The sequence below is a fragment of the Scytonema sp. PRP1 genome (assembly GCF_036697665.2).
Classification (GTDB): Bacteria; Cyanobacteriota; Cyanobacteriia; order Cyanobacteriales; family Nostocaceae; genus Kalymmatonema; species Kalymmatonema gypsitolerans.
On sequence record NZ_JBAHYJ020000121.1, the window covers coordinates 1 to 1,153 of the forward strand.

Below are 1,153 nucleotides of genomic sequence, written 5' to 3' on the forward strand. Positions count from 1 at the left end.
ACCGACCGATGTTGAAAAATCGGCGGATGAGGTGTGGTTAGGGGTGAAATGCCAATCGAACCCGGAGCTAGCTGGTTCTCCCCGAAATGTGTTTAGGCGCAGCGGTAACGAATATATCTGGGGGGTAAAGCACTGTTGAGGTGCGGGCTGGGAGACCGGTACCAAATCTCGACAAACTCAGAATACCCAGAGCACACGTTGCCAGTGAGACGGTGGGGGATAAGCTTCATCGTCAAGAGGGAAACAGCCCAGACCACCAGCTAAGGTCCCGAAATCATCGCTAAGTGGCAAAGGAGGTGGGAGTGCACAGACAACCAGGAGGTTTGCCTAGAAGCAGCCACCCTTGAAAGAGTGCGTAATAGCTCACTGGTCAAGCGCTCCTGCGCCGAAAATGAATGGGACTAAGCGATGTACCGAAGCTGTGGACTTAGAAATAAGTGGTAGGGGAGCGTTCCGTAGTAGAGAGAAGCACTAGCGGCAAGCAGGTGTGGACGAAACGGAAGTGAGAATGTCGGCTTGAGTAGCGCAAACATTGGTGAGAATCCAATGCCCCGAAACCCCAAGGGTTCCAGAGCCAGGTTCGTCCACTCTGGGTTAGTCGGGACCTAAGGCGAGGCTGAAAAGCGTAGTCGATGGACACAGGGTCAACAATCCCTGACTATTAAGCCGGAGCATACACAGGACGCATAAAGATAAGCTACACCCTGACTGGATTGGGAGGTGTCTACGGACGCCGGGTAGTGAAAATAGTGCCAAGAAAAGCCGTGTATGTGATGAAAGCTTAGTACCCGTACCCCAAACCGACACAGGTGGGCGGGTAGAGAATACCAAGGGGCGCGAGATAACTCTCTCTAAGGAACTCGGCAAAATGACCCCGTAACTTCGGGAGAAGGGGTACCCGAGCAATCGGGTCGCAGTGAAGAGGCCCAGGCGACTGTTTACCAAAAACACAGGTCTCTGCGAAGTCGCAAGACGACGTATAGGGTCTGACGCCTGCCCGGTGCCGGAAGGTTAAGGAAGTTGGTCAGGGGTTCGCCCTAAAGCTGACGACTGAAGCCCCGGTAAACGGCGGCCGTAACTATAACGGTCCTAAGGTAGCGAAATTCCTTGTCGGGTAAGTTCCGACCTGCACGAATGGCGTAACGATCTGGGC

The 1,153-nt window shown here is 53.9% G+C and carries 1 rRNA gene; it reads left to right on the forward strand.

The window, feature by feature from the left end:
- Positions 1–1,153, forward strand: a 23S ribosomal RNA gene (locus tag V5G28_RS32285); the annotation flags it as partial.